At 68.2% G+C, this 24,762-nt stretch carries 27 protein-coding genes and 2 pseudogenes; 5 read left to right on the top strand and 24 right to left on the bottom strand.

Annotated elements, in window-relative coordinates; genetic code table 11:
• Positions 1–60: 60 nt before the first annotated feature.
• The 15 genes and pseudogenes from ACFRQN_RS02295 to ACFRQN_RS02225 all read right to left on the bottom strand — a co-directional run bounded on the left by ACFRQN_RS02295 (position 61) and on the right by ACFRQN_RS02225 (position 7,314).
• Complete coding sequence (locus ACFRQN_RS02295) at positions 61–240, bottom strand: hypothetical protein (protein WP_380737595.1); 180 nt, start codon at positions 238–240, stop codon at positions 61–63.
• Positions 227–493 carry a hypothetical protein gene (locus ACFRQN_RS02290; protein ID WP_380737593.1) on the bottom strand — a complete coding sequence of 89 codons (267 nt, stop codon included), beginning with the start codon at positions 491–493 and terminating at the stop codon, positions 227–229. Before ACFRQN_RS02290 ends, ACFRQN_RS02295 begins: the two co-directional genes overlap by 14 nt.
• Entirely contained in the window at positions 493–1,131 is a 639-nt protein-coding gene (locus ACFRQN_RS02285) for a toprim domain-containing protein (RefSeq protein WP_380737591.1), read from the bottom strand. The genes ACFRQN_RS02290 and ACFRQN_RS02285 overlap by 1 nt, the downstream gene beginning before the upstream one ends.
• Positions 1,132–1,180: 49 nt before the next feature.
• Positions 1,181–1,375: pseudogene (locus ACFRQN_RS02280) on the bottom strand (CHC2 zinc finger domain-containing protein); the annotation flags it as partial.
• Between the two features lie 22 nt (positions 1,376–1,397).
• Complete coding sequence (locus tag ACFRQN_RS02275) at positions 1,398–1,586, bottom strand: hypothetical protein (protein WP_380737590.1); 189 nt, start codon at positions 1,584–1,586, stop codon at positions 1,398–1,400.
• Between the two features lie 138 nt (positions 1,587–1,724).
• On the bottom strand, positions 1,725–2,108 hold the full coding sequence (locus tag ACFRQN_RS02270; RefSeq protein ID WP_380737588.1) for a hypothetical protein: 384 nt from the start codon (positions 2,106–2,108) through the stop codon (positions 1,725–1,727).
• Positions 2,108–2,317 carry a hypothetical protein gene (locus ACFRQN_RS02265; RefSeq protein ID WP_380737586.1) on the bottom strand — a complete coding sequence of 70 codons (210 nt, stop codon included), beginning with the start codon at positions 2,315–2,317 and terminating at the stop codon, positions 2,108–2,110. Before ACFRQN_RS02265 ends, ACFRQN_RS02270 begins: the two co-directional genes overlap by 1 nt.
• Positions 2,310–3,071: a DnaB-like helicase C-terminal domain-containing protein gene (locus ACFRQN_RS02260; RefSeq protein WP_380737668.1), complete on the bottom strand. Its 762-nt coding sequence runs from the start codon at positions 3,069–3,071 to the stop codon at positions 2,310–2,312. The genes ACFRQN_RS02265 and ACFRQN_RS02260 overlap by 8 nt, the downstream gene beginning before the upstream one ends.
• A gap of 94 nt (positions 3,072–3,165) precedes the next feature.
• The gene (locus ACFRQN_RS02255) at positions 3,166–3,714 is read right to left on the bottom strand and encodes a hypothetical protein (protein ID WP_380737584.1); all 549 of its coding nucleotides are present in this window, start codon (positions 3,712–3,714) and stop codon (positions 3,166–3,168) included.
• Positions 3,681–4,385: pseudogene (locus ACFRQN_RS02250) on the bottom strand (PD-(D/E)XK nuclease family protein); the annotation flags it as partial. The pseudogene ACFRQN_RS02250 and the gene ACFRQN_RS02255, both read right to left, overlap by 34 nt.
• 87 nt (positions 4,386–4,472) lie before the next feature.
• On the bottom strand, positions 4,473–4,712 hold the full coding sequence (locus tag ACFRQN_RS02245) for a hypothetical protein (protein ID WP_380737582.1): 240 nt from the start codon (positions 4,710–4,712) through the stop codon (positions 4,473–4,475).
• A gap of 268 nt (positions 4,713–4,980) precedes the next feature.
• Positions 4,981–5,385, bottom strand: a complete 405-nt coding sequence (locus ACFRQN_RS02240) for a hypothetical protein (RefSeq protein WP_380737580.1) — start codon at positions 5,383–5,385, stop codon at positions 4,981–4,983.
• Positions 5,386–5,819: 434 nt separating this feature from the next.
• Positions 5,820–6,377, bottom strand: a complete 558-nt coding sequence (locus ACFRQN_RS02235; protein ID WP_380737578.1) for a hypothetical protein — start codon at positions 6,375–6,377, stop codon at positions 5,820–5,822.
• A gap of 468 nt (positions 6,378–6,845) precedes the next feature.
• Positions 6,846–7,112, bottom strand: a complete 267-nt coding sequence (locus ACFRQN_RS02230) for a hypothetical protein (protein ID WP_380737576.1) — start codon at positions 7,110–7,112, stop codon at positions 6,846–6,848.
• 4 nt (positions 7,113–7,116) lie between these two features.
• Entirely contained in the window at positions 7,117–7,314 is a 198-nt protein-coding gene (locus tag ACFRQN_RS02225; protein WP_380737574.1) for a hypothetical protein, read from the bottom strand.
• Between the two features lie 207 nt (positions 7,315–7,521).
• Between ACFRQN_RS02225 and ACFRQN_RS02220 the strand changes: the two genes are divergently transcribed.
• Together ACFRQN_RS02220 and ACFRQN_RS02215 are read left to right on the top strand one after the other, a co-directional pair.
• Positions 7,522–8,073, top strand: coding sequence for a peroxiredoxin (locus ACFRQN_RS02220; protein WP_380737572.1), 552 nt, complete (start codon positions 7,522–7,524; stop codon positions 8,071–8,073).
• 3 nt (positions 8,074–8,076) lie between these two features.
• Positions 8,077–8,619, top strand: coding sequence for an alkyl hydroperoxide reductase (locus ACFRQN_RS02215; protein ID WP_049659817.1), 543 nt, complete (start codon positions 8,077–8,079; stop codon positions 8,617–8,619).
• Between the two features lie 98 nt (positions 8,620–8,717).
• On the opposite strand, the gene ACFRQN_RS02210 is transcribed toward ACFRQN_RS02215, so the two are convergent.
• The 4 genes from ACFRQN_RS02210 to ACFRQN_RS02195 all read right to left on the bottom strand — a co-directional run bounded on the left by ACFRQN_RS02210 (position 8,718) and on the right by ACFRQN_RS02195 (position 14,437).
• Positions 8,718–10,271 carry an AI-2E family transporter gene (locus ACFRQN_RS02210; RefSeq protein ID WP_074001324.1) on the bottom strand — a complete coding sequence of 518 codons (1,554 nt, stop codon included), beginning with the start codon at positions 10,269–10,271 and terminating at the stop codon, positions 8,718–8,720.
• A 493-nt stretch (positions 10,272–10,764) separates the two neighbouring features.
• Positions 10,765–11,523: a transglycosylase SLT domain-containing protein gene (locus tag ACFRQN_RS02205; RefSeq protein WP_181970664.1), complete on the bottom strand. Its 759-nt coding sequence runs from the start codon at positions 11,521–11,523 to the stop codon at positions 10,765–10,767.
• Between the two features lie 431 nt (positions 11,524–11,954).
• A complete protein-coding gene (locus tag ACFRQN_RS02200; RefSeq protein ID WP_049657856.1) occupies positions 11,955–13,289 on the bottom strand; it encodes a PhoH family protein in 1,335 nt (444 codons plus the stop codon).
• Between the two features lie 353 nt (positions 13,290–13,642).
• Positions 13,643–14,437 (bottom strand): isoprenyl transferase, encoded by a 795-nt coding sequence (locus ACFRQN_RS02195; protein ID WP_181970663.1) that lies wholly within the window; start codon positions 14,435–14,437, stop codon positions 13,643–13,645.
• A 421-nt stretch (positions 14,438–14,858) separates the two neighbouring features.
• Here ACFRQN_RS02195 and ACFRQN_RS02190 point away from each other — a divergent pair, with 421 nt between their 5' ends.
• Complete coding sequence (locus ACFRQN_RS02190; RefSeq protein WP_380737570.1) at positions 14,859–16,472, top strand: chitinase; 1,614 nt, start codon at positions 14,859–14,861, stop codon at positions 16,470–16,472.
• Positions 16,473–16,714: 242 nt separating this feature from the next.
• On the opposite strand, the gene ACFRQN_RS02185 is transcribed toward ACFRQN_RS02190, so the two are convergent.
• On the bottom strand, positions 16,715–17,434 hold the full coding sequence (locus ACFRQN_RS02185) for a prepilin peptidase (protein ID WP_380737568.1): 720 nt from the start codon (positions 17,432–17,434) through the stop codon (positions 16,715–16,717).
• 258 nt (positions 17,435–17,692) lie between these two features.
• Between ACFRQN_RS02185 and ACFRQN_RS02180 the strand changes: the two genes are divergently transcribed.
• A complete protein-coding gene (locus ACFRQN_RS02180; RefSeq protein WP_074001322.1) occupies positions 17,693–18,907 on the top strand; it encodes a pyridoxal phosphate-dependent aminotransferase in 1,215 nt (404 codons plus the stop codon).
• Between the two features lie 191 nt (positions 18,908–19,098).
• On the opposite strand, the gene ACFRQN_RS02175 is transcribed toward ACFRQN_RS02180, so the two are convergent.
• Positions 19,099–20,925: a phosphoenolpyruvate carboxykinase (GTP) gene (locus ACFRQN_RS02175; RefSeq protein WP_049659026.1), complete on the bottom strand. Its 1,827-nt coding sequence runs from the start codon at positions 20,923–20,925 to the stop codon at positions 19,099–19,101.
• 284 nt (positions 20,926–21,209) lie between these two features.
• On the opposite strand from ACFRQN_RS02175, the gene ACFRQN_RS02170 reads away from it, so the two are divergent.
• The gene (locus ACFRQN_RS02170; protein WP_049659028.1) at positions 21,210–21,884 is read left to right on the top strand and encodes a hemolysin III family protein; all 675 of its coding nucleotides are present in this window, start codon (positions 21,210–21,212) and stop codon (positions 21,882–21,884) included.
• A 90-nt stretch (positions 21,885–21,974) separates the two neighbouring features.
• On the opposite strand, the gene ACFRQN_RS02165 is transcribed toward ACFRQN_RS02170, so the two are convergent.
• The 3 genes from ACFRQN_RS02165 to ACFRQN_RS02155 form a co-directional block, all read right to left on the bottom strand.
• On the bottom strand, positions 21,975–22,616 hold the full coding sequence (locus ACFRQN_RS02165) for a hypothetical protein (RefSeq protein ID WP_074001321.1): 642 nt from the start codon (positions 22,614–22,616) through the stop codon (positions 21,975–21,977).
• 283 nt (positions 22,617–22,899) lie between these two features.
• The gene (locus tag ACFRQN_RS02160; RefSeq protein WP_380737566.1) at positions 22,900–23,820 is read right to left on the bottom strand and encodes a hypothetical protein; all 921 of its coding nucleotides are present in this window, start codon (positions 23,818–23,820) and stop codon (positions 22,900–22,902) included.
• Positions 23,821–23,828: 8 nt separating this feature from the next.
• Positions 23,829–24,563, bottom strand: coding sequence for a papain-like cysteine protease family protein (locus ACFRQN_RS02155; RefSeq protein WP_380737564.1), 735 nt, complete (start codon positions 24,561–24,563; stop codon positions 23,829–23,831).
• Positions 24,564–24,762 lie beyond the last annotated feature (199 nt).

Genomic DNA, 24,762 nt, shown 5'->3' with positions numbered 1-24,762 from the left:
AGATTCGCTTGGGGCGGTTGGCCCCGGGAACGTCTACACGGGCAACCCACACATCAAGGCTCATGCCGCTTCCTCACCGAGGAGCGCGACCAGGGCGACGGCCTCATAACTGGTGATCTGATCGTCATCGAGTTCTAGGCCGTCGTGACGGATTTCGGCACGAAAGCCGCCCGCATCGGACTTGTAGAAATAGACCTGATAGCTTCCAATGGAAACCGTTTCGCCGTTAGAGTATGCCATTGACGTCCCTCCCTGTTGACTTCTTTACGGCCTCGATGTAGACCCGTTCGGCAAACTTGATTGCCTTTGCCGGATTGAGAAAGAACCCGATATGGTGGGTCATGACTCCGGCGGTGTTGAATTCCGATGCGGTGATGTATACGGCGTCGGGATCGTAGGTGGACTCTGCCACCGTGATTACGTCCAACCCCGAGGATTCGTCACACGTGAAGTCTTCTGCCGGCGTGCCGGCGGGTGTCTGTCGCTTTCGCATTAAACTCCTACTAGTTCCCTCAGTGCCTCATAGCCGTTCTCCATGACGAAAGAATTCACGTCGTGGCCCTTTGGCATGAGGATGATTCGCGCTCCTGGCAACTTCTCCGCAAGCGGTGTCGCGAACTTGTCCAATCCGGTTCCGTCGTCGTCATTGTCCGCAAAAATGTAGATGGTTTGGTATCCCCGGAATAGGCGGGTAAAAGCGGGTTTCCAGCTAGTTGCGCCCGGGGCGCCTACGGTCGGGATGCCTGCCAGGTGTGCCGTCATGGTGTCTATCTCGCCCTCAGCTATCGCAATGAACGGCTGCGGCCGGAACATGTCGGCGGTATTGAACAGTCGGTGTTCATTTCCCGGGGGATTCAGGTACCGGTTTTTGTGGACGGCCTTACAGTCGTGATCTGCCAGGCACCGGAATTTGACGCCTACAACACCGTACGGGGCGGCATAGGGAATGGCGAGCATCCCGGCATAGGACTCATGTCCCGGCAACGGGTCGCCGACGGCGCCGAGTCGAAAGAATCGAGCGCTGTCCGTCGCCCGGCTGCCAAACCGTTTCTCCAAGAACCTGGCGGCGCCGGCGTCCTTGCTTAGCGTCTTTTCGTACCGGGCGGTACTCTGCTCCAAGAACTCTTTCACAGAATTCGACGGCACTACCGAAATCGCGTATCCCCTCTCTCCACATGACTAGCGCAAACGAGTCGCCTCCGAAATCGCAGGTGTGACACTTGAAAACGTTGGCCTCAAAGCTGACGCTTGCCGATGCGGATCGGTCCGGATGGAAGGGACACCGGACGCCCTGCCACCGGCGCCCGGTGTCCCCTACCTCTGCCCCGTAGTGGGCCAGTAGTGCCCCTATGGGCGGCTTGTCTGCGGCTTCCATCGGCCTAGCCTCCTAGGGCCTGTTAGGCGGCTTCTGGCTGGCTTGCGCTGCGGTACTCGGTCGGGGTGTCGTCGTCGCCCTGGTGGCGGCCGAGCATGGCCAGGGCGTGACGCTCCCACTCGTCGTAGGCGTCCTGAGCGGACGTGTTGCCGGCGTGCTTGGCCGCCCGCTTGGTGCGCCGGTTGGTGTTGCCGTTGTATCGAGGGGACATGTTTACTCCTCCGTGTACTCAAAAGAAATGTTGCCGTGGATCAGGATTAGGGGGTCTACCCCGATCCCAGTGTTTTCCCGAACTTCCTGGATAAAGTGTTCCAGTACGGAAAGTGGGGTTTCGTCTCCCTGCCCATAGCTAGTCTTCTGGATTTCGATCTTGCGAATGACACGTGCCATTTTCACACTCCTCTAGTCGCTTCATGATCCGGATTCCTTGCTCATTGGACATGACGAATACGCCGTAGCGCATGTGCTTGCCCTTGAGTTTCAGCATTACTGCCGACCAGCGAGCCCCCGCACGCTTACGCTGTTCCTCGGCATCCGCAACAAATCTGCCAAGCTGAGCAACGGCTACGTTCTTGACCTGAATAACCCAGTAGGGAATTTCGTCGATATCGCCTAGGTCATTGGCGCCATTGATGCCGCCAAAGCGTTTGGCTTTCGGATAAACCGGGGAGAGAACTTCAACCGCTTCTATCTCTCCCCGGTATCCTTTACTCTTGCTCGCCCTGCCGTTCATCAGTCGTCAAACTCGGAATCGTCGGCGCCGGCGGCCAGGACGGCAAGAACCGCCCGGAGGATCTGGGCCGAAACGGCCCGATCGATAGCCGCCGCCGTCTCGGCATCGAGATTCCACGTCTCGGTTCCGTCAGCGTGCTTGATAATCTTCGGAACCTCCTCACCGTTAATCACGATGCTGCCGCCCTCGATGCCCATGCTGTCAATCAATTCTCATCCTCTCCATATCCGCTTGAAGCGGAATAAACCAGTTACCGCTAGGATCGGCCTTGCCGCCACGGTTTTTGACAATTGAGACGTTGATCATCAGGTCCCCAAAATCAAGGGAACCCGACCGGTGAAGCGTCAAGATGACTTCCGGAATCTTGCTGATCTTCCCCAGGAGTGCAGACATTGGCGCGGGGGTGATTCCGTCGTCATACGTTCCGGTGAGATGGTGCAATGCGACAACTGCGGCGCCCGTCTTGCGCCCTAGCTCATGGAGATAATCAATGATCTCCCCATATTTGCTGTTGTCGTCGCCGGCGTCCGTCCACACGTTTTTGATGTTGTCCACAATGATGAGTTGCGGCCAGCATCCGTAAAGATATCCGAATGCTTGCACATCAAGATCGAGATTATCGAGGGTCGGTGACGCGTCGAAATTCCAGCGCAGATAATCCAAGTTGTTTATCTGCGTGTCATAGTGGACGCTCTTGCCAGCGTCCATGTCCCGCTCTACGGCCCAAACGGGCGTGTCCGTGAGCATGGCGGCCAAGCGCACATATTGCGTGAACGCGTCGCTGTCGGCGCTGAAATAGAGCGTCGGCACCTCCGCCCTGGTCGCAATGGTGGTCACCAAGGCAGACTTTCCTACGCCGGGACCGGCGGCTATCAGAGTGAGCTGTCCGCGCCGAATATGGCAACCCGCTTTTTCCAGTTGCCGGAAAGCCGCCGGTAGCGGCTCACCGGCCTTCCCTCCCAAATGTCGGGCCTGTACGAGTGTGAGCAATAATCCCCCTGTTTTTGGGCACAAAAAAGGGCCGCCGAAACGGCCCGCATCATTTGGGGATTACGCCCTATCCATTGACCTTGGCGAAGCGCGCACACTCGGCAGTCTTGAAGTTGCTCGGGCAGTCAAACCCGAACCAAGGCTTACCAGTCTTCTGGCTAATGCCGCTCACGTAGTTCTTTTCACCGTGCCGGCACACGGTCACAAGGTCATGGGTTGCCGGCGGCCCCTGTGGCGCCTGCTGCTGCCCACCCTGCGGCGGGGCCTGGCGGTTGCTGTAGCCGCCCTGAGCCTGCCCCTGGCGGTTGTATCCACCCTGGCCGCCCTGGCCGCCCTGAGGGCCGTTCTGCGGCATCACGGTGGCCGGCATCTCGCGGCGGATAAGCTCAACAGCCGTGAACTGATTGTGGGCGTCAGCAACCTTGCTGTAAAGGTCGGTTTGCTGGGCCTCATCCAGGAGCGCGAAAGCGTGCTCCGGGTCGGTGCCACGAATGGAAATCCATGGGGCATCCTGAGCGGGGCCAGCCTTAAGCGTGATGGTAATGCCGGACGTGTATTCAACGTCAGTCAAATCATGCCTCTCTATGTTGCGGAACAGTATTTCCAGACCGAGCATATCCGGCAGTGCGAACCGGGGTTCGGCAAGTAGACTTCCGACGCAATTCCCTTGTCAAGGGATTTGAACCACGCGGTAAGTCGCTCCCGCGTGAACGTCTCAAGCTTCTTTGCCGGCACATACTTGCCGTCTTTGAGCATAAAAAAAGACCCCGATACGGGGCCCGCTACTTCATATGCCTCTAGTACGGCCAGACGGTACATGCCTAGCTGCAAATCCCAATCCGGCATCTTGCTGCCGGTCTTCACGTCAACGATTTCTAGCCTGCCATCCGGCCACTCCCTTACCTGATCTATGTACCCGACTACCTCTGTACCGTCAAGATCAATGGCGAACGGTAGCTCAATCGCCAGATCATAATCCGGGGTTTCCCAGATGGACCATTCAGCGCTGAGCGCATCCGCCATATAGAAATCGACCTGATCATAGCCGCGCTCTCGCCGGCGTTGCAGGTCAGTTTCCCCCTTGACACGAATATTTCCGGTCAGCCACCTGTTTAGGTCCGGCTCATCGCGAAGCATGCGCCGATAATGTTTCTCCCAAACGTTGGCGTAGATTTCCCGCAATGCCGGCCCGTCAAGGCTTCTGCCGGATCGTTCCCACGCTTCGATCGTTTCATGTACCGCAAGCCCCTGCAAGGTCCAGCCGGCAGGAGTCTGCGGAACACGACTGACTCTCTCAAGTTGATAGCGCTCCGAGCAACCGGAATATCCGAGAAGCTGTGAAACGCTTCTGTGTCCCCCTACGGCCCGCCCTCCTTACATTCCAGTCCACTCATAGTAGAGTCGCCCATCATCGGAAACCGTCTCCACATCAGGTTCGCCAAACGTTTTGGTCAGACGGTCAATCTCGCCATTGACCCTATACCAGTCGGGGTTTTCCGAAATCGCAAGGTAGGTGCGGCCCCGGGCGGGGATCGTTCCTACCTCGATACCACAAACCATGTCAACGGTGACCGGCCGAATAGTGTGCACCTGCGATTCTTCGATCTGTTCCAAGGAAACCCCCGTGTGCTGGTGGGTAGGAAGTGCCCTATTGCTGTTGCTCCTGCCCTGCCCGGGTGTTCGAAGCGTGTTCGAACCCGAAGCTGTTCGATCCTAAACAAGCCCTTAAGTGCAGGTCAAGAGCTATTAATCACGGAGCGTGCGCAGGTTACACCTCCCCACCGACAAGACGTCTGGGCGGACGAAAGGTTGCGCTCCGGAGACAGAAAAATGGGGCTAGGTTCACGGACAACCTAGCCCCAAAGCGGTCTAAACGGACATACTACTCAAACAGCCATCGATTGTCGCCGGCGTCCCGACGCAGCCAATAGAATCCGTATTCCGGATCGTAGGCACAAATGTAGCTACCTGACTTCTCGCGGAATCTCTCGGCCGCTTCCGCCCGCGCATTGGAGATTTCCTTGCCGGCCTCTTGCTCGGCCAGGGCGCGCAAGGCTGTAGCTTCCTTTTCTCCGCCATGCTCAGACTTGAAATTCTCCGGCAGAAAGCCGGTCATGTTCACGTCTGCATTAACGGTCGCGGAATTCTTGCGCAAGGCCGAGGCGACAGTTTGCTTGTGAACGCCGAGAAAATCGGCGGCTTCCTGGTAGGACCTCTTTTGCCTGCCGTCTTTTTCGTAAACGGCTCCCCAGACCTGTTCAAACGTAACCTTGGACTTAGGTGGCATCGGTCCGACCCCGCTATTCCTGGCGTAAATGACAACTGTGGTTATGCACTTCCGCTCTCCCCTGCTACGTGCTACAGGCACCATAGCATACGGGATGTGTCGTATGTCAACGCCGTTCGGCGGACTCTCGCCACGCGCGGATCAGGAGGAGGCGGGGCCACCACGCTAGGCAGGTGGCATACGTAGGGTCAAGATCACCCCGAGGATTCCGCCACGCACGGGGGGTGATCAAGCCAGGTCCAGCCACCTGGCGGGGGGCAATGTGGGACGTATGTGGACATGACACACGGTCCGACTTCACAGCCGGACCGTGTGGGTTTCATGAACCAGTCATCGCACGCACGTTCGACCGACGTTGCCGGCAACGGGCGGCCCTCGGGGCCCATCAAGCCCCCGGAAGTAATTAATTAAGTAACTAACCCCCGGGGGTCGAACTACTGCCCGTGCAGGCTCCACACGAGCGCCCGCGCCCTGTCCATGCTGATGCCAAAGTGGTTGGCCACCTGAGGCAGGCTCATCCCGTGAATCTCGGCCCTCAGGCGTTTCCGCTTGTCCGGTGCCGGAATCTCAACTTCCTTTTTAGGCGCGCGGGGCCGCTTCGGGGGAGGAACCTTCTTGCCGGCCCGGATGGCGGCGTTTCGTTGCTTCATCGCCTGTCCGCCCCGGCCAAGGATCAACGGCCTAACGTCCTTTACGCTGAAACCGAAGTGGCGCATCTTCTTGTTCACGGTGGCCGGATCGACGCCGTAAACCCCCGCAACATCCTTTACGGTTTTCCCGTCCGCAAGATGGCCCCTCAGTTCTTCCTCTGTCACTGCGGCCCATCTAGCCCGTGCGGACATTCCGGCTGTAGCGGCTTCCGCCGGCGCGGGTTCGCGATTCACCTTCTCCGAATTGCCGCCCACAGGCGGGCGAAAATCCGAAGCCTTAATTCCCCATCGGCTCATCTGTCGATAGAGAACATCGGGCTTCATTCCGAATACTGCTGCCACCTGATGATACTTAAGCCCTGCACGCAGCAAGTTGATGGTTTCTTGCCTTGTCGGCTTCTTGCTGTTCCCCGCCTCTCCGGCCCCAAGACTAGCCATGCCGAGGCGTTCCCGGAGGCCGCATGGCCGTGCCGGCCTCATGCAGGTGATAGAGAATGGTGGTGTGATGGACATTGTGTTCTGCGGCAAGCCCGGTGGACGTTGCCCCGGCCTCATACTGCTTTTTCAGTTGAGGTCTGATCTTGGTAAGTCGCGACTTGGCCAATGGCCCTCCCCAATCAACCTACAGGCATGCCTGTTAAGGCCAATCGCCTAATGGTTTTTGCGCCAAGTTGAGCCTAGGACTGCGCCGCAAAGCGTGCAAGCCTGCACACGTTCGATTTGACAGGGGAACGCCGGGCCCATTAGTGGCTGGCATGCAAAAGCGGCCCACCCCGGAAGGGTGGGCCGCCAATGGAGAACAAACGCGCCTTAGCGCGACGTAGCCCAGATAAGGACACACAGGGCCGCAACGATGCTCAGCAAAATGGGAACCGCGTGCTTGGACATAAAGTTATCCGGCTCGGGAATGTTCAAATTACCTCGAACGGCCGGATATACGTAGCTGGAGTATTCTTCATCAGTCACGGCCGAAGCAAAATCCGGCGGGCGGAGAAGCCTCAAGCGCCGTTCAACTTCCTCCGGCTCAAGGCCGCGCAGTTCGGCTGTCAGCCGCGCAACTTCCCTGGGGGCGTCCACCGGGCTACCTCCTCTGCCTCCGTGCGACCCTCAGGCAGGCCGCCAGGGCCACGATACCGATGCCCACGACCGCCGGGATGCCGGCGTTCATGCACCCGGTGTTCTCGCCGTCCCCACGCGGCCCGCCGGGGGGCGCGTGCTTGCCCTTGGGCTTGCTGTCGGCCTTGTCCTTGGCGTCCTGGTACTCCCCGTACTCAGACATGCCTGTCCCTCCGCAGAGTGTGCAGGGTTGCACAGTGCGTGAGTGACGGTACGCCTACAGCGCGTTCCCGTGCAAGCCTGCACGGCCTGATAAGAACCTCCGATCAGTTCGAGTCGGATCGCCTATTTCCCTGATCAGTCCACGATGTGGAACTCTAGAGCCGTCCGCAATCCGGACAAACCTTCCCACCCTTACAGGAGAAGCGACGTGCTCACGATCGGTGACAAGTTCCCGGCCTACAGCCTCAAGGGCGTTGAAGGTCCCTCGGCTGACAAGCTGGAGTTCAAGGACTACACTTCGGAGGACAAGAAGGGTTGGCGAGTCGTCTTCTTCTGGCCGATGGACTTCACCTTCGTCTGCCCGACCGAGATCGCCGCGTTCGGCAAGCTGAACGACGAGTTCGCCGACCGCGACGCCCAGATCCTCGGCGTCTCCGGCGACTCCGAGTTCGTGCACCACGCCTGGCGCAAGGACCACAAGGACCTGCGCGACCTGCCCTTCCCGATGCTGGCCGACATCAAGCACGAGCTGATGCGCGCCTGCGGCGTCGAGGGCGAGGACGGCACCGCCCAGCGCGCCGTCTTCATCGTCGACCCGAACAACGAGATCCAGTTCGTCATGGTCACCGCCGGCTCCGTCGGCCGTAACCCCAAGGAGGTCCTGCGGGTGCTGGACGCCCTGCAGACCGACGAGCTGTGCCCGTGCAACTGGAACAAGGGCGAGGACACCCTCGACGCCCAGGCCCTGCTGGCGGGCTGACCCATGGCTCTCGACGACCTGAAGGCCGCCCTCCCGGACTACGCCAAGGACCTCAAGCTCAACCTGGGCTCGGTCATCGGCAACTCCGACCTCCCCGCCCAGCAGCTCTGGGGCACCGTGCTGTCCTGCGCGATGGCCACCCGCAGCCCCGGCCTGCTGCGCGAGCTGGAGCCCGAGGCCAAGGCCAACCTCTCCCCGGAGGCGTACACCGCCGCCAAGGGCGCGGCCGCGATCATGGGGATGAACAACGTCTACTACCGGACGCTGCACCTGCTCTCCGACAAGGAGTACAGCACGATGCGGGCCGGTCTGCGGATGAACATCATCGGCACCCCGGGCGTCGAGAAGGTCGACTTCGAGCTCTGGTGCTTCGCGGTCTCGGCCATCAACGGCTGCGGCCAGTGCCTCGACTCGCACGAGGCCGTGCTGCGCAAGGCCGGCGTCGAGCGCGAGGTCGTCCAGGCCTCGATGAAGATCGCCGCCGTCCTCCAGGCCGTGGCCGGCGTCCTCGACTCCGAGGCCGCCCTGGCGGACGTCACCGCCTGACGCACCCCGGCACCCCGACGGGCCCCTCCCGGACACCATGTCCGCGAGGGGCCCGTCGTCGTTCTCCCGCGCCGGTCGCCCCCCGGCACGGCGGGGGGTCAGTCGGTGGCGGGCGCGGCCGACGGGGCGGGGTGGGCGGCCGCGGTGCGCTCGGCGGCGGGTTCAGCCGTGCGCCCCGCCGTGCGCTCGGCGGCCTCACGGGCGGCTTCGAGCGCGGTGAAGACGGCCTGGCCGGCCTCGTTGCGACGGCGCAGGTGGGCGACCACGGTGTTGGTGACGGCGATCAGCGGGACGGCGACCACCGCGCCGCCGATGCCGCCGATGATGCCGCCGGCCGCGACGCCGAGCACGACGCCGAGCGGGTGGACCCGGACGGCCCGGCCGAGGATCAGCGGCTGGAGGATGTGGCTCTCCACCTGCATCACCGCGACCAGCACCACCAGCACCATCAGCGCCGTCCACGGCCCCTGGGTGACCAGCGCGATCAGCACCGCCACGGTGCCGGTGATCAGCGCGCCGACCAGCGGGACGAAGGCGCCCAGGAAGATGATCACGGCCAGCGGCAGCGCCAGCGGCACGCCCAGCAGGTCGACGCCGATGCCGATGCAGAGCGCGTCGATGAAGGCCACGCAGACCGTGCCGCGCACGTAGGCGGTGAGCGTCGCCCAGGCCTTCGGGCCGGCCCCGGCCATGGCGAACCGGGAGTGCCGGGGCAGGCCGCGCAGCGCCCAGTTCCAGATCTTCGCGCCGTCGTAGAGGAAGAAGAAGGTGGTGAAGAAGGTCATCAGCAGCGCGGTCAGCACCTCGACGGCGATCTGCGCGCCGGTGATCGAGGCCGAGGTGAGCTGATCGGTGTTGGTGGTGATGGCCTTGGTGATCTGGTTGGCGAAGTCGGTGATCTGCTGCTGGGTCAGGTGCAGCGGCCCGGTGACCAGCCAGTCCCGCAGCTGGTTGACGCCGGTCTTCACCTGGGTGGTGACGTCCGAGAGGTTGGTCGACACCTGCCAGACGACGAACCAGCCGACCAGCCCGATCCCGGCCAGACCGCTGAGGAAGACCCCGCCGGCCGCCAGCGAGCGCGGCACGCCGTGTCGGCGCAGCCAGGAGACCGAGGGCTCCAGCAGCGCGGTGATCAGCAGCGAGGCCAGCACCGAGAAGGCCACCAGCCGCAGCATGTCGACCACGTAGAAGACGACGTAGAGCGCGGCACCGAGCAGCAGCAGCCGCCAGGTCGACTCGGCGGCCACCCGCAGGCCCCACGGCACCGCCTCGGCGGGCGTGGCCGGGCGGCCGGGGTGGTACTCCCGCCCGAGCCCGACGTGCGCGGCCGGGGCGGCCGGGGCCGGTTGGGCCACCGGAGCCGTAGGGGCCGGCGCGGCGGACGGCGGGACCGGCTCGGCCGCCGGGGCCGGGTCGGCCTGCGGCACCGGAACGGCCCGCGGGACCGGGACGGGGCCCGGCGCCTCGACGAGTGCCGGGACGTGCCCGTCCACGAGCGCCGGCACCGGCCCTTCGGCCAGTGCCGGGAGTGCCGGTTCGTGCGGGTCGGCCGCCATCGCGGCACGCCGGCGCCGTTCGATCACGGCGGCCGCGCTCGCCACCACGGCCATGCCCTTGGCCACGGCCTTGAAGGCCTTTCCGCCCCGCGCCATCCTCGCTACCACCGCTCCCCTGCCGAACCCGCCGTGTCCGGCGGTACGCCGCGGGTCCTGCCGCGGCCGTCAGGGATGACGCTACCCGCCGGAGGAGCGGCGAGTCCGGTCGCCGGTCCGTTCGACTCGAACCGTCCATCCCGATGAACCGGACAAAACGCAAGGTTCCATACGGTTTCGGACACGGTTCACCGGGGAGGAGTCGGGACGAGACCCCGGAGCCCAGCCGCCGAGGTCGCCCCACGGCCAACCGCCGGCGGACCGGCCGGTGCGGGGAGCAACCAGGACCCCTCCCCGCGCCCCGCGTCCGCAACCGGGGCCGCACCGCCCGAGGGCGCACTGGTCAGCGCCGCCCGGGCGGCGCGGTCCGCCCCCTCGCCGCGAACCGGAGAACAGCCGAACCGGAGAACGCCACGGCCCCCGGTCGCTCGCCCGAGGAGGGCGAACGGCCGGGGGCCGGGTGGAACCGCGCCGCCGGAGCGGCAGCCGTTTCCTAGTACCAGTTGTGCGCCTGCCAGAACGACCACGCACCGCAGGGGCTGCCGTAGCGGGAGTTCATGTAGCCGACGCCCCACTTGATCTGGGTGGCCGGGTTGGTGCGCCAGTCGGCACCGGCCGAGGCCATCTTGGTGCCGGGCAGCGCCTGGACCAGACCGTAGGCACCGGAGCTCTTGTTGGTCGCGGTGTAGTCCCAGCCGCTCTCGCGCTTCACGATCTGGCTGAAGCACTGGAACTGCGCGTCGTTGCCGACGATCTGCCGGGCCAGGTCCTGGACCGAGCCGGGGCTGACCGAGACGGGCGGCGCGCTGTCCTCCACCGCGCTCATCGCGGAGCGGGACTTGGAACGGTTCGCGGCGGCCTCGTCGGCCTTGCGCTTGTCGTCCGCGGCCTTGGCGGCCTTCTCCGCGTCGGCCTTGGCCTGGGCGTCGGCCTTCGCCTGGGCGTCCGCGGCGGCCTGCTGGCGCGCGGCCTCCTCGGCGGCCTTCTGCTCCGCGGCGGCCTTGGCGGCGGCGTCGGCGGAGGCCTGCTGGGCGGATGCCTGCTGGCCGATGTTGTCACTGATGGTCTGCGCCTGGGCGCCAGAGGGGACTTCGGCAAGCAGGGTCGCGCCCGCGACGTCGACCGTCTGCGTCGTCTTGCCCTCGCTGCCCGAGGCCATGCCCACGACGGCACCGACAGCGGTGACGGCGGTGGCGGAGGCCACAGCGACTCCCCGGACCGAGATCCGAGTCACATGGATTCCTTCCAGCATCGCCCACGCGTGACCGTACGGGCGCAACATGCCCCTTGACACTGACCTCCGCACGGTGCACTGGTCACGGGAGGTGCTGGCCCGGCGTCCGGCCGAGGTGAGTCGACCAGGCGTTGGAATCGGGCGGCGTACGGCTCAACGTTCTTCAATTGTGCGTCCACCGACCGGAGTTGGTGGACCTTCCGGGGCCTGACCTCCGGTGGCCGGAAGCCCTGCCGCGCCGTACGCGGGGCCTGACAGAACCCTCACCATGCCGCACCGGGTACGGTCGACGCAATTCCCGCCCGCGTGGCGCATGTCACATTCACCGCACGGCAGTTCCCCGGACGGAAAGCACTCGATGTGATGAAACGGACGGGGCCCGCTCCCTCAGGAGCGGGCCCCCGGCCATGAGTTGACCGTATTGTCCGACTATGCCCTCGGAGGGCGGATCACGGGTGGATGTCCTCCAGCATCTCCGTGACCAGCGCCGCGATCGGCGAACGCTCCGAGCGGGTGAGCGTGATGTGGGCGAAGAGCGGATGACCCTTCAGCTTCTCCACCACCGCCACCACGCCGTCGTAGCGGCCCACCCGGAGGTTGTCCCGCTGCGCCACGTCGTGGGTGAGCACCACCCGCGAGCCCTGGCCGATCCGGGACAGCACCGTCAGCAGGACGTTCCGCTCCAGCGACTGCGCCTCGTCCACGATCACGAAGGCGTCGTGCAGCGAGCGCCCCCGGATGTGGGTCAGCGGCAGCACCTCCAGCATCCCGCGGGAGATGACCTCCTCGATCACGTCCGGGGTGGTGACGGCGGAGAGGGTGTCGAAGACCGCCTGCGCCCAGGGGCCCATCTTCTCCGCCTCGGAACCGGGCAGGTAGCCCAGCTCCTGCCCGCCGACCGCGTACAGCGGCCGGAAGACCATCACCTTGCGGTGCTGCCTCCGCTCCAGCACCGCTTCCAGCCCCGCGCACAGCGCCAGCGCCGACTTCCCGGTGCCGGCCCGGCCGCCCATCGAGACGATCCCGATCTCCGGGTCGAGCAGCAGGTCCAGCGCCACCCGCTGCTCGGCGCTGCGCCCGCGCAGCCCGAACGCCTCGCGCTCCCCGCGCACCAGCCGCACCCGGCCGTCGCCGGTGACCCGGCCGAGCGCGCGGCCGCGCTCCGAGGTCAGCACCAGACCGGTGTGGACCGGCAGCTCGGCGGCACCGTCGACGTCCACCCCCGCGTCGTGGCCGACCGAGAAGAGCGCGTCCACCTGATCGGCCGGGACGTGCAGCTCGGTCATGCCCGTCCAGCCCGAGGTGATCGCCAGCTCGGCCCGGTACTCCTCCGCGAGCAGGCCCACCGAACTGGCCTTGATCCGCAGCGGCAGGTCCTTGGACACGACGGTGACGTCGTAGCCCTCGGCCTGGAGGTTGCGGGCGACCGCGAGGATCCGGGTGTCCGCCTCACCGCCGCCGGCCCGGTAGCCGACCGGCAGTATCGACACGTCGGAGTGGTTGAGCTCGACCCGGATGGTGCCGCCGAGCTCGCCGACCGGGATCGGCTCGTCGAGCCGGCCGTGCCGGATGCGGTAGTCGTCGAGCAGCCGCAGCGCCTGGCGGGCGAAGTAGCCCAGCTCCGGGTGGTGCCGCTTGGCCTCCAGCTCGGTGACGACCACCACCGGGAGGACGACCTCGTGCTCCTCGAAGCGGGTCATGGCGAGCGGGTCCGCCAGGAGCACGCTGGTGTCGAGAACGTACGTGCGCCGGTCTGGTGTCCGGCGGCTCTTGGAACTGACCACTAGGCCTCCAGAGCGGATGACCCTGCGTCATCCGCGGCAAGCCGGCCCCCGCTGCCCCGGTGGCCTCGGGACCGGACTGACTGGAGTATTCCCAGGCGGGGAACGGTGCATTCGCGCCCCCGGCGAACTGACGGATCATTGCCGGTGAACGTTTGGCCTCGCCCGGGCGCCGGGTAGGCCATGCCTACGGCGGTCATTTCCTCCGGACGGCCGGACCTGGGACGACGGCCCCCCGGACACGGGGTCACCGCCCCCGAGGGCGCGGGGCACCGCCCCCGAGGGCGCGGGGCACCGGCCCCGGGAACGCGGGGCACCGGCCCGGGGACGCCGGGCCGAAACCGGCCGATCCGGGACTACAGCCCCAGCCGCCGGTGGCGCTGCTCGTAGGCGCGCAGCGCGCGCAGGAAGTCGACCTTGCGGAAGGCCGGCCAGTACGCCTCGCAGAAGTAGAACTCGCTGTGCGCGCTCTGCCAGAGCAGGAAGCCGGACAGCCGCTGCTCGCCCGAGGTGCGGATGATCAGGTCCGGGTCGGGCTGGTTGCGGGTGTACAGGTGCTCGGCGATGTGCTCGACGGTCAGGACCTCGGCCAGTTCCTCGATCGAGGTGCCGCGTCCGGCCTGCTCCTGGAGCAGCGAGCGGACGGCGTCGGCGATCTCGTGCCGACCGCCGTAGCCGACCGCGACGTTGACCGTTATCCCGTCGATGTCGGCGGTCTGGTCGGCGGCCCGCTTGAGCACGTCGGCGGTGTGCTGGGGCAGCAGGTCCAGCGCGCCGACCGGGTTGACCCGCCAGCGGCGGGCGGCGGCCAGGCCGGTGACGGCGTCCTCGATGATGCCGAGCAGCGGGACGAGCTCGTCGGCCGGGCGGTCCAGGTTGTCGGTGGAGAGCATCCAGAGGGTGACGACCTTGACGTGGGTCTCGTCGCACCAGCCGAGGAACTCGCTGATCTTGTCGGCGCCGCGCTGGTGGCCGTACGCGGTGGAGCCGCCCGCCGCCTTGGCCCAGCGGCGGTTGCCGTCCAGGATCACGCCGATGTGGCGCGGGGTGCTCGCGAGGTGGACCTCGACCCGTCGCCCGTAGAGCCCGTACATCCCGCCGAGCAGGGTGCGCAGCCCCGGCGTCCGTTCGGCGACATCGCGCAGACCCATGTTTCCCGGCCCCTCCGTGCTCGTTGCAACTGGTGCGTCTCCGCCCCCGGCGCAGCCTACTCCGGCGCGCAGGTGCACAGTAAAGCCGCAGGTAGCGGTCTGGTCACGGTCCTGTACGAAGTCTGTCCCGACGGGCGTGTCGGGGGTCCTCCGGACGGGTGGCGGGGCCTCCGCGGGGCCTCCGCGGGGTCGTTGCGGGGCCTCCGGGGCGCGGACACGGAACGGTCTCCGAATCCTTAACGGAACCGTAAGCCGTTCTTCCGATGCTTGACGACCAGCAATGGTCTAGTCCAGCTTTTGATCCGGGACGGAACGATCCTCCTGCTCCGCCCCGCAGGCTCACTTCGGACCTCCCCTCCCCCACACGCGGCCGCCGCGCCCCCCACCGCGGCGGCCGCTCCTCCCCCAGGAGCGTCACCCCATGGCCCGTACGCTGAACCAGCCTTCGCACAAGCGCCGGCGCAGCCCCCTCCCGGCCGTCGCGGCCGGCGCCACCGCCCTCGCCCTGGCCGGCGGCGGCCTCGCCCTCTTCGCCGGCGGCGCCAGCGCGGCGGTCGGCAACCTGGTCGCCAACGGCGGCTTCGACGGCGGGCTCGGCGGCTGGACCTGCACCGGCGCCGCGACCACGGTGTCCTCCCCGGTCCACTCCGGCACCGGCGCGCTCCAGGCCACCCCGGGCGCCGGCGACACCGCCGAGTGCGCCCAGACCATCAGCGTGCTGCCCAACACCAGCTACACGCTGAGCGCGTGGGTCCAGGGCCCGTACGTCTACCTCGGCGCGCGCGGCACCGGCGGCACCGACCCGTCCGCGTGGTCGAACCAGAACAGCTGGAACCAGCTGTCCACCACCTTCACCACCGGGGCGAACGCCACCAGCGTCACCGTCTACCTGCACGGCTGGTACGGCCAGAGCGCCTACCTCGCCGACGACGTCGCACTGGTCGGCCCCGGCGGCACCGGCACCCCGTCGCCGACCGCGACCCCCACGCCGACCCCGACGCCGACGGCCACCGCCTCCCCCACGGCCACCGCGACGCCCACCCAGACGGCGACCCCGACCCCCACCGGGACGCCCACCCAGACCCCGACGGCGACCCCCACCGCCACGCCGACCAGCACCACCCCGCCGGTCACCGGCCTGCCCGCCCACGCGGTCACCGGCTACTGGCAGAACTTCGACAACGGCTCGACCGCGCAGCGGCTGAGCGACGTCCAGAGCGCGTACGACATCATCGCGGTGTCCTTCGCCGACGCCGTGCCGACCAGGACCGGCGCGATCAGCTTCACCCTGGACCCGGGCCTGTCCAAGGCCCTCGGCGGCTACACCGACGCCCAGTTCCGCGCCGACGTCAAGGCCAAGCAGGCGGCCGGCAAGAAGGTCATCCTCTCCATCGGCGGCCAGAACGGCGCGATCACCGTCGGGGACGCCACCGCCGGCGCCAACTTCACCAACAGCGCCTACGCGATCATCAAGGACTACGGCTTCGACGGCATCGACGTCGACCTGGAGAACGGCGTCCAGGCCGGCCCGCTCGGCGACGCGCTGCACGCCCTGCAGGCCAAGGTCGGCCCCGGCTTCGTCCTGACCATGGCCCCCGAGACCATCGGGATGTACAACACCTCCGGCGCCTACTTCCAGCTGGCGCTGAAGACCAAGGACATCCTCACCGTCGTCAACACCCAGTTCTACAACTCGGGCGGCATGAACGGCTGCGACGGCAAGGTCTACAACCAGGGCACCATCGACTTCATCACCGCGCAGGTCTGCACCCAGATCCAGGGCGGCCTGCGGCCGGACCAGGTGGGCATCGGCGTCCCGGCCTCCAGCCGGGCGGCGGGCGGCGGCTACGTCTCGCCGACCGTGGTGAACAACGCGCTGGACTGCCTGGCCACCGGTAACAACTGCGGCAGCTTCGTGCCGCCGGCCAAGTGGCCGACCATCCGCGGCGCGATGACCTGGTCGACCAACTGGGACGCCAACAACGGCAACGCGTTCTCCAACACGGTCGGCCCGTTCGTCCACAAGATGCCGTGACGGCCGGGAGGCCGTGACCCCCTAGAGCCCAACTCCCCCGGCGCGCCGCTCCTTGAGGGTGGGGCCTGCGCGTCGGCGGCGGGGCCCGTCGTACCGACCGGTACGGCGGGCCCTTCCGTTTCCCCTGTCCCCTCTATTAGGGACGGGGTCCGGAAGGGGCGGTGGCGGGGTCCTCCGGGGGCCGGGAGCGGGGTGGACCGGAGGCCGGGGCGGCTCCCGGTCGTCGCCTGGTACGGCTCCGCTCACCGCGCCAGGACCGCGGTGAGCGCGCCGAGCAGCAGGAACGGGCCGACCGGGAGGTCGAGCCCGCGCACCGGGCGGCGGCGGGCCAGCGCGGCGGCGGCCCGCAGGGTGCCCCACAGCCCGGCGAGCACCATCGCGGCGAACAGCCCGCCGAGCGCCACCGACCAGCCGAACCAGCCGAGCAGCCCGCCCAGGGCGAGCCCGAGCGGGGAGTCCCCGGGGCCCAACGCGCCCAGCCAGACGGCCAGTTCGAGGACGCCCCCGACCGCCAGCGCGACCAGCAGGCAGCGCAGCAGCGCACCCGGGTCCCGCTCGGCCTGCGCCGCGACCAGCAGCAGCGCCGCCACCCCGCCGAGCAGCGGCACGGTCAGCCCGTACGGCAGCCGGCGCACCCGCGCGTCGACGAAGCCGAGCGCCACGCCGAGCGCCGCCGCCCAGCCCAGGGCCAGGGTCACCACCACCAGGCGGTCCGCCGCGTACGCCACCGCGACGGCGACCGCCGCCGCGACCGCCTCCACCGTCCAGGGGCCGGCGCCCAGCCGCTCCCGGCAGCCCGGGCAGCGCCCGGTCGGCGGCAGCAGCCGCAGCGCGCGCCCGCAGGACGGGCAGGCCTCGCACCAGGGCTCGCCCTCCGGCACCGCGAACCGGGCGATCCGCCCGCGCAGCGGCGGAGCCGCCAGGAGACCGACCAGCACCGCCGCGACCACGACCGGGACCACCGGCGCACCCCCTCCTCGACCGACACGACCGACACGACCGGCCACATCCTCCCGCGCCGGGCGTGTGCCGTCCGTCTCGTTCCACGGAACGGCGCGGCGGCGCTCCTCGCATACAGGAGCATTCCGGACATTCGACTGCCGGTTCACAAGGCCGCCCGCCGCCCCCGCCTGCCGATCCAAGGGGGCCGTTCCGACCCTCCGAAGCACCCCCGCGGAGACCCGCCGCACGGCCCCTCCGTACCCCTAAAGTAGGCGGACATGCAGGTCATCCAGTCCAGCAAGCTCGCCAATGTCTGCTACGACATCCGCGGACCGGTACTCGACGAGGCGATGCGGCTGGAGGAACAGGGCCACCGCATCCTCAAGCTCAACACCGGCAACCCGGCCACCTTCGGTTTCGAGGCGCCCCCGGAGATCCTCCAGGACATCCTGCGCAACCTCGCCACCGCGCACGGCTACGGCGACTCCAAGGGCCTGCTCTCCGCCCGCCGCGCGGTGGTCATGCACTACGAGGACCGCGGGCTGCACGGCCTCTCCGTCGACGACGTCTTCCTCGGCAACGGCGTCTCCGAACTGATCCAGCTGGCCATGACCGCGCTGCTGGACGACGGCGACGAGGTGCTCGTCCCGGCCCCGGACTACCCGCTGTGGACCGCCTCGGTCTCGCTGGCCGGCGGCACCGCCGTGCACTACCGCTGCGACGAGCAGTCCGAGTGGTACCCGGACCTCGCCGACATCGAGGCCAAGGTCACCGACCGCACCAGGGCCATCGTGGTGATCAACCCGAACAACCCGACCGGCGCGGTCTACCCGCGCGAGGTGCTGGAGGGCATCGCCGAGATCGCCCGCCGGCACGACCTGGTGGTCTACGCGGACGAGATCTACGACAAGATCCTCTACGACGACGCCGAGCACGTCCCGCTGGCCACCCTGGCCCCGGACCTCTTCTGCGTCACCTTCAACGGGCTGTCCAAGGCGTACCGGGTCGCGGGCTTCCGCTCCGGCTGGATGGTGCTGTCCGGCGACCGGCACCGGGCCCGCAGCTACATCGAGGGCCTGACCGTGCTCGCCTCGATGCGGCTCTGCGCCAACATGCCCGCCCAGCACGCGGTGGCCGCCGCGCTCGGCGGGCGGCAGTCGATCCGCGACCTGGTGCTGCCCGGCGGCCGGCTGCACGCCTCGCGCGACGCCGCGTACAAGCTGCTCAACGACATCCCCGGGGTCAGCTGCGTCAAGCCCAAGGGCGCGCTGTACGCCTTCCCCCGGCTGGACCCCAAGGTCCACAAGATCAAGGACGACGCCCGGATGGTGCTCGACCTGCTGCGCTCCCAGCGCATCCTGCTGGTCCAGGGCACCGGCTTCAACTGGCCCGAGCCGGACCACTTCCGGCTGGTCACGCTGCCCCGGCCGGAGGAGATCACCGACGCGGTGACCCGGATCGGCGACTTCCTGAGCGGCTACGTCCAGCCGTAGCCACCGGGCTCGACGACACCCGGGACGGCTCCCGGGACGGCTCCCGGAAAAACACTACGGCCGGAGTTCCGGCCCGGGCGATCTCCTTGGTCGGGGGAAAATCGCCCGGCGGAACTCCGGCCGTCCTGCCGCTCGGCGGGACGCGCGGTTCGTGCCGCGCGCCCCGCCGCTACCGCGGCTGAGGCTCAGGCTCAGCCGAGGCGCGCGACGAGGTTCCGGTACTCGTCCCACAGCTCCTTCGGGGTGTGGTCGCCGAAGGTCTCCAGGTGGGCCGGCACGAGCGCGGCCTCCTGGCGCCAGATGTCGGCGTCCACGGTGAAGAGCAGGTCGAGGTCCTCCTTGGAGAGGTCCAGGTCGCCGAGGTCGAAGCCCTCGACGGTCGGCAGCACGCCGATCGGGGTCTCGACGCCCTCGCCGGTGCCCTCCAGGCGCTCGACGATCCACTTGAGTACGCGGCTGTTCTCGCCGTAGCCGGGCCAGACGAACTTGCCCTCGGCGTCCTTGCGGAACCAGTTGACGTAGTAGATCTTCGGCAGCTTGGCGGCGTCCGCCTGGGCGCCGACCTTCAGCCAGTGGGCGAAGTAGTCGCCCATGTTGTAGCCGCAGAACGGCAGCATCGCGAACGGGTCGCGGCGCAGCTCGCCGACGGTGCCCTCGGCGGCGGCGGTCTTCTCGGAGGCGATGTTGGCGCCCAGGAAGACGCCGTGCTGCCAGTCGAAGGACTCGGTCACCAGCGGGACGGCGGTGGCGCGGCGGCCGCCGAACAGGATCGCCGAGATCGGCACGCCCGCCTGGTCCTCCCACTCCGGGGCGATGGTCGGGCACTGCGCGGCCGGGACGGCGAAGCGGGCGTTCGGGTGGGCGGCCGGGGTGCCGGACTCGGGGGTCCAGTCGTTGCCGCGCCAGTCGGTCAGGTGCGCCGGGGGCTCGTCGGTGAGGCCCTCCCACCACACGTCGCCGTCGTCGGTGAGGGCGACGTTGGTGAAGACGGTGTTGCCCCAGAGCGTCTCGATGGCGTTGGCGTTGGTGTCCACGCCGGTGCCGGGGGCGACGCCGAAGAAGCCGGCCTCGGGGTTGATGGCGTACAGGCGGCCGTCGGCGCCGAAACGCATCCAGGCGATGTCGTCGCCGATCGTCTCGACCTTCCAGCCCGGGACGGTCGGCTGGAGCATGGCCAGGTTGGTCTTGCCGCAGGCCGAGGGGAAGGCCGCCGCGACGTACTTGACCTCGCCGCTCGGCGGGGTGAGCTTCAGGATGAGCATGTGCTCGGCCAGCCAGCCCTCGTCGCGGGCCATGGTCGAGGCGATGCGCAGCGCGTAGCACTTCTTGCCGAGCAGGGCGTTGCCGCCGTAGCCCGAACCGAAGGACCAGATCTCCTTGGTCTCCGGGAAGTGCGAGATGAACTTGGTGCTGTTGCACGGCCACGGCACGTCCGCCTGGCCCTCGGCGAGCGGGGCGCCGACGGTGTGCACGGCCTTGACGAAGTCGCCGTCCTCGCCGAGCTGGTCCAGCACGGCCTGACCCATGCGGGTCATCACGCGCATCGAGACGGCGACGTAGGCGGAGTCGGTGATCTCGACGCCGTACGCGGCCAGCGGGGAACCGACCGGGCCCATCGAGAAGGGCACGACGTACATCGTGCGGCCCTTCATCGCGCCGCGGAAGAGGCCCTGCTCGCCCTGGAAGATCTCCCGCATCTCGGCGGGGGCCTTCCAGTGGTTGGTCGGTCCGGCGTCCTTCTCCTGCTCGGAGCAGATGAAGGTGCGGTCCTCCACGCGCGCCACGTCGGACGGGTCCGAGGCGGCGTAGTAGGAGTTGGGGCGCTTCTCCTCGTTGAGCTTCTTGAAGGTGCCCTGCGCCACCAGCAGGTCCGCGAGGCGCTGGTACTCCTCGTCGGAACCGTCGCACCACTCGATGCGGTCCGGCTGGGTGAGCTCGGCGATCTCGCTCACCCAAGCGAGCAGCTGCTTGTGGCGGGTGGGCGCGGATGCGCTGAGAGCAGAGATCTCGTACGACACGATCGCTCCGTTTCACGCCATCTCGGCGTGGAGATGGCGTCGCGGGGGTCTGAGGGTGCTTGCAGCGTAGCTCCGGACTCAAGGCCGGAACGCGGCGAAGCGTCGAAATTGACGCACCCTTTACTACAGCCAGTATGATTACTCATCGGTAACATGTCGACCGACCCCGCGACGGAGTGCGCGGCGCCACACTCCAAATACTCCAAAACGTCTAAGAGTGACGATCGCCACTTCCTACGCGTGAGTAACCTACGGAGCCGTAGGTAGCGGGTAGCATGCTGCGCATGACTGCTGCTGCGCTCGCGGAGAGTGCACTCACGGAGAGCAAGCCGAAGTGGCGCGGCTGGCTGCACGCCGGAATGTTCCCCGCCACGGTGGCCGCCGGGATCGTGCTGATCTGCCTGGCCGACTCCACGCCCGCCAAGATCGCCTGCGCGATCTACTCGGTCAGCGCCTGGCTGCTGTTCGGGGTCAGCGCGGTGTACCACCGCTTCAACTGGGGGCCGCGCGGGGACGCCGTACTGCGCCGGCTGGACCACGCGAACATCTTCCTGATCATCGCGGGCACCTACACGCCGTTCACCATGCTGCTGCTCAAGGGCGCCGACCAGCAGGTCCTGCTCTGGGTGGCCTGGGGCGGCGCGCTGGCCGGGATCGCGTTCCGGGTGTTCTGGGTCGGCGCGCCGCGCTGGCTGTACACACCGGTGTACCTCGCGCTGGGCTGGGCCGCCGCCTTCTTCCTGCCGGACTTCCTGCGCGCCGGCGGGGTCGCCGTCCTGGTGCTGATGATCGTCGGCGGGGTGCTCTACAGCATCGGCGGCGTGGTGTACGGGCTCAAGCGGCCCAACCCCTCACCGCGCTGGTTCGGGTTCCACGAGGTGTTCCACGCCTTCACCCTGGGGGCGTTCATCGTCCAGTACGTCGGCGTCTCGCTGGTGGCCTACAGCACCACCGGGTGAACACCGGTGCCGTACGGCATGACCGGGTGAACACCGGTGCCGTACGCCACGGCCGGTCGGCCACCGGTGGCGTACGGCCCGGTCGGGTGATCACTGGTGGCGTACGGCACGGCCGGTCGATCCCGGCGCACCCCTGCGGGCGGTCGAACGGTCCACGGACCGGACGGCCGCCCGTTCCGCCGTCCAGGGCCGCTCGTACGGGGCCCGGAGCTGCGGGCGGCGCGGGTAGGCCGCGTGGTCGGCCGCGCCGGCCTCCGGCTGCGGGCCCGGATCCTGCAGCGGCCCGTGCGCGTGGTGCTGCTCGCCGTACCCGTGGTGCTGCTGCCCGCCGTGCGCGTGGTGCTGCTCCCCGTGCGACTCCCGGTGGGGCTCGCGCGGAGGCCAGGCCGGCGCCGGGAGCGCCTCGGGCTCGGGCCACCGCACCGCGCCGACCGCACGGCCCCGCGCCTGCCGGGCGTCCAGCGCCTCGCGGGCCCGGCGGCAGCGCTCGCAGTGCGCGGCGTCCGGGATGCCGCGGCGCGGACGGTGCCGCACCGGGGCCGGGCCGCCGCGCATCGCGCGCCAGCGGCGGGCGACGTAGACCATCAGCAGCAGGGTCTCCACCCCGGCGACCGCCAGGACCAGTGGGGCACCCTTGATCAGATAGGCCGCCACCACGGCCAGAGCAGAGCCCACCACCACCGCCGAGCCCCACACCTGGGAGCTCATCTGCTTGTCGTCCGCGTCGGCCACCTCGGTCCCCTTTCCCGGTGCCGGGCTCGTGGTCGGCTCCCGCCGCCCCACCTCTTCTCCGCTCTCGGCACGCGTCGGCCAGCACTGACCGATTGCCACATCGTATCTACCGTCAGTCATGGCCAACCGCCCCCAGGCGGCGAACGACAGATCAACGTTGCGTCAATTCCTTGTGCGGAAGCAGCACTTCCAGGACACATCACGGAACGTGACCACGGCAAGGCGCCCGGCCGGGAGAACCCGGCCGAGCGCCTCGGTGAACCTCTCGCGACCCTGCCCGCCGTCAGCCGCGGCGGACGCCCCTCCGCCGCAGCACGGCACCCGCGCCCACCAGGGCGGTGGCACCCAGGGCGGCCGCCGCCGTCACGGCCGGCAGTGCCGAACCGCCGCCCGCGGGTCGCGGTGCGACCGCGAGTTGCGGGCCCTCCCCGGGCTGCGGTGCCGTCCCGGACCGCGGCGCGGCCGCGAGTTCCGGCGCGGCGTCCGCCTCGTAGCCGCCGCCCTTGCCCGCCCGGTCGTACGCCGAGCCGGGCAGCTTGTCCCCGTACCGCTGGTGCACCAGCTGCTGGTACGCGGCCAGCGTGACCCCGCCCGCGCCCACCGAGCGCCGGGCCTCGTCGTCCAGCGGCAGCACCCGGCCGTCACGCAGCACGTACCAGGCGTTGACCTGCGGCTCGCGGAAGGCGGTGCCACCGCCGCTGCCCGCCGCCTTCGCCGCGTAGTCGCTCTCGTCACCGCCCGAGGCGATGTTCACCACCTTCCAGCCGCCGCCCTGCCGGACGGTCCAGACCGAGGCGCTCTGCCCGTCCGCCGCGACCACCTTGCTGGCGGTGAACTCCGACGTCGCCACCGGTGCGCCGGGGGTACCGGCCACGAAACCGGGGTCCAGGACGTACACCGGCACGGTGTCGCCGACCAGCCGCGGCGCGGCCTCGCCCGCCGCCCGGGCCTCCTCGGCGGCGCCGATGGTCAGCTGCCGGGTCGGCGGGACACCCTTGCGGGCGAAGAAGTGGCCGACCTTGTCGAGGACGGCCGGGTCCTGGACCGCGCCGCGGGCCTGCGCCAGCTCGGCGGCGGGCACCGGGGCCGGGGCGGACGGGGAGTCCGCGTGCGCGGCCGGGGCGAGCGCCAGCGCGAGGCCGGCGGCGAGCAGGGCGGTGGCGGTCGCGGTGGCGGCCCGACGGCGGTTCTTGGTCTCGGTCATGGCCGCCCTCACGCGCCGATCCGGTACAGGGAGTGGGTCCACGAGAACGTGTTGTTGTTCACGTAGTACCCGTAGTCCGCCCAGTTGTAGCGGTAGTTGGAGGGCCACGGATCGCCCCAGTAGACCCAGTTGCTCGACGTGTCGTAGCCGTACAGGACGTGCATGTGGCCGCCGCCCGAACTCCACTGGATGCGCGTCTCGATCGGGCGGTCCGCGTTCACCTCGGACTGCACGGTGCCGTAGTTCAGGTACCCGTTGACGTACGAGCCCGGGTTGATGCCGACCCAGTTCAGCCCGTTCTGCACGTCGCCCAGCGTGGCCTGGCTGTTGGGGCAGCTGGAGTTGGCGGAGCGGCCGAACGCGGCGTTGCAGAACTGGTTCTGGCTGTAGTTGTAGCCGAACCAGGTGGCGATGGTGTTCCCGCTCGCCGCCCAGCACCAGTTGGTCTGCTGTTGCTGCTGCATGGTGATGTTGAGCTTCTTGAAGGTGCCGGCCAGGTCGGCCGTGCTGCCGGGCGCGGCGGCCTGGCGGACCTGGTGCGCGGCCCGGTCCTGGGCCTGCGTCTGGGTCTGCGTCTGGGCCTGGGTCCGGTCCTGGTACGGGGCCTGGGTCTGGTACGGGGCCGGCTGCCCGGCCGGGGCGGCGATCGCGGGCGCCGCCACCGCGGCGGTGAGCGCCGGGCCCAGCACGCCGAGGGCGAGCAGCGAGACCGCGCGGCGCAGCCGTATTCGTGGAACTGGCATGGCGGGAAAGCCTCCTTGCGCGAGTGGAGCGAGGTGCTGTGTGGGGGCGCGGTCCGGATCGCGCCCCGAGCATCGCGCCTCGTCAGGGACAGGTCAACGGCCGTCCGCGGGGCCCGGACCGAGGTGTGAACGGGCGGACGCGGCTGTGAACGGCGCCCGGAGAACCACCGCGCAGCAGGCCCGGACCGGTGACAAACCA

It is taken from the genome of Kitasatospora sp. NPDC056800 (assembly GCF_042789775.1).
GTDB lineage: Bacteria > Actinomycetota > Actinomycetes > Streptomycetales > Streptomycetaceae > Kitasatospora.
Note: the sequence above shows the minus strand (reverse complement) of the source record. Positions and strands in the feature narration are given on the sequence as shown.